The sequence below is a fragment of the Pelomonas sp. Root1217 genome, from assembly GCF_001425705.1.
GTDB lineage: Bacteria > Pseudomonadota > Gammaproteobacteria > Burkholderiales > Burkholderiaceae_C > Pelomonas.
In genome coordinates, this window is record NZ_LMDC01000022.1 from 1 (window position 1) to 2,518 (window position 2,518).

2 protein-coding genes are annotated in these 2,518 nt (G+C 60.1%); both read left to right on the forward strand.

Translation table 11 applies throughout. The annotated features are described in order from the left end of the window. The first annotated feature begins 972 nt into the window (after positions 1-972). On the forward strand, positions 973-1,287 hold the full coding sequence (locus tag ASC95_RS29980; protein WP_082567807.1) for a hypothetical protein: 315 nt from the start codon (positions 973-975) through the stop codon (positions 1,285-1,287). Between the two features lie 460 nt (positions 1,288-1,747). Next, positions 1,748-2,353, forward strand: a complete 606-nt coding sequence (locus tag ASC95_RS14320) for a hypothetical protein (RefSeq protein WP_057298407.1) — start codon at positions 1,748-1,750, stop codon at positions 2,351-2,353. The last annotated feature ends 165 nt before the right edge of the window (positions 2,354-2,518 follow it).

Below are 2,518 nucleotides of genomic sequence, written 5' to 3' on the forward strand. Positions count from 1 at the left end.
GCAGCTTAAGGAAGTCGATGATGCGCGACCAGCGGTAGGCGAAGGCCTCGTTGAAGCCCTGCATGTGCGCGAACTGGAGGCGCTGGCCGGCAATGACGTTCAACCCTTCGCTGCAGCGGACGGCTTCGCCGTCCGCTGAGCTCACACGTTATGCAGCACGCTAGCCTGAACTCCATCGAGCGCTTTGTGCCCTGCTTGCGCCGCGGGCTCGTTGCGTCGGTGACCGAGCGGTCCGCGTGTTCTGGCGAGCGCGTGTCGGTGTCGCGCGTGGCCAGCGCCCAGGTATCGGATTCCGCCGGCATTGCGCTTGCGGCTAGTCCACCAAGCGTGCTCGCCTCAGCCTTCGACGGTCTTCAACTTCGGCGGCCTTTCCGTGTCGCGGCCACCGGCGCTTCGACAAGCGGCGCTCGGCATAACCGGTCGCTCCAGCGGACGGCTTCGCCGCCCGCTGAGCTTTCACGTTAAAGCGCAATGACGCCCACTGAGCGAGAGGAATGGCAGCAACGTCAGACTGCAGAGTTCCTGTCTGCGGCTCGGGTATTCGCCGTTTTCATACTCCCGCTGTCTCTTCTCGTACTGGTAGTAGGCGCACTTGCGCCGTCCTATCTTTGGCTTTGTGGCGCTGCGTTGGGCGCGGCTGCAATAGTGTTTGGCGTTCTCCAGTTCGTCCGCACTTCCCCGGGCACGCTTCTGCCCGCAAACACAAAGCGGGAGGGCCGTCCATCAGCCAGGCAACACTACGTGGTCTGCGCCATAGGGGGCGTCATGGTTTTGCTGGTCAGTGCTTGGTCCGGCTATGTTGCGCTTTAACCCATCATTGCAGCGGACGGCTTCGCCGCCCGCTGAACTTCGACGTTAAAGCGCACATATGCAGGTCGTCGATCATGAGCCATATGGGTGGTTCCTCATCCGTGATGGTGCTCGCCTGTTGCTAGATGTGCATTGCTCGCATAGCNACGTTAAAGCGCACATATGCAGGTCGTCGATCATGAGCCATATGGGTGGTTCCTCATCCGTGATGGTGCTCGCCTGTTGCTAGATGTGCATTGCTCGCATAGCGCAGTGGACTATTCATTCCTCATTGAACTGAACGAGGCCGAAGGGAATGAATATCGAGCACAGGGCCGTGAGTTCCTCTCGCGGCTCGCCCATCAAATTCACTATTCCGCCCCAGGCGTAAGGGGCAGTGCCTCGCCGTATCTCGACCGAAAAGTAGACGGCGAAGACCGTGCGCGTTTTGACGCGGCTGCTATTGCTTGGGTTGAGGAGCGTCGAAATGCGCTTTAACCTGTCGCTCGAGCCGACTCGCGTCGGCATGCCGCCGCTCGCGGCTCAGCTTCAACGTTATGCAGCASGCTAGSTTGAACTCCATCAGCAGCTTTGTGCCTTGCTTGCGCGGCGGCCTCGTCGCGCTGGCGGCCAAGGGTTCCGCGCGTTCCGATGAGCGCGTGTCGGTGTCACGTTTCGGCGGCGCCCAGACCTGGATTCCGCGACGCATTGCGCTTCCGGCTAGTCCACCAGGCCTGCTCGCCTCAGCCGGCGACGGGCTTCAACTTCGGCGGCTTCGTCGGGTCGCGGCCACCGGCGCTTCGACAAACGGCGCTCGGCATAACYGGTCGCTGCAGCGGACGGCTTCGCCGCCCGCTGAGCTTTYACGTTAGGCCTGAACCCGGCGTTCGCGCAACCGCGCAAGCGCTTGAGGATTTCGGCCGCAAGATCCAATGTTCCTCAAATCCGAAAGGGAGTAATGACCACTCGCAGAGCTGTCCTATCGTTGTCGGTCGCCCCTCTCATCGGATGCGGCCATCCCGACTGGCACCGTGAGGGCTATATGGAGAGTGTCAATTCGCTCGCGATCACGCCTGCCGGTGACAAGCTGGTCGTGTTTGGCGGAACCTATCACTATGTTTTAAATCCGCCGAGTGCGCTTGTTGCCGCGCTCCGCTCGTCGTTGAGGCCGCTTTTGGCAGCCGACTTCAAGGACTTCGAAATGCGCACGCCCACGGACCTGCGCGGAAGATGGACGCTGTTCGTGGGGAAAGGTGTACTCGAACAACAGCAAATTGATCTGGCCAGTTCCCTGGGCTTTGTGACGGATAGCCAGGGACGATTCGTGCTGACAGGAACTATCGCGGGAGATCGCTTTCTTAAAAGCGAAGCCAAGCTGACACAAGGTGCCGAAAGGACAAACTCAACCTATTGGATACGCGTTGTCGAACCACCTCAGTTCGCTCGGGACCCCATCTTCCAACGCAGCCCGGTCGCCAGCAATTCGAACGGAGGGCTGATGATCGGTCTGGTCTTGTTGTTGCCACTCCTGTTGGTGCTAAATCCATGCATCACCTGCAAGTAAGCGGCCTTGAGCCCATTAGGCCTAACCCTTTGCTGCAGCGGACGGCTTCGCCGCCCGCTGAGCTTTTACGTTAAAGCGCACATATGCAGGTCGTCGATCATGAGCCATATGGGTGGTTCCTCATCCGTGATGGTGCTCGCCTGTTGCTAGATGTGCATTGCTCGC

Bases quoted from the DNA above. Each gene is read 5' to 3' on its own strand.
- ASC95_RS14320 (WP_057298407.1), top strand. From the start codon at position 1,748: ATGACCACTCGCAGAGCTGTCCTATCGTTGTCGGTCGCCCCTCTCATC.
- ASC95_RS29980 (WP_082567807.1), top strand. From the start codon at position 973: ATGCAGGTCGTCGATCATGAGCCATATGGGTGGTTCCTCATCCGTGAT.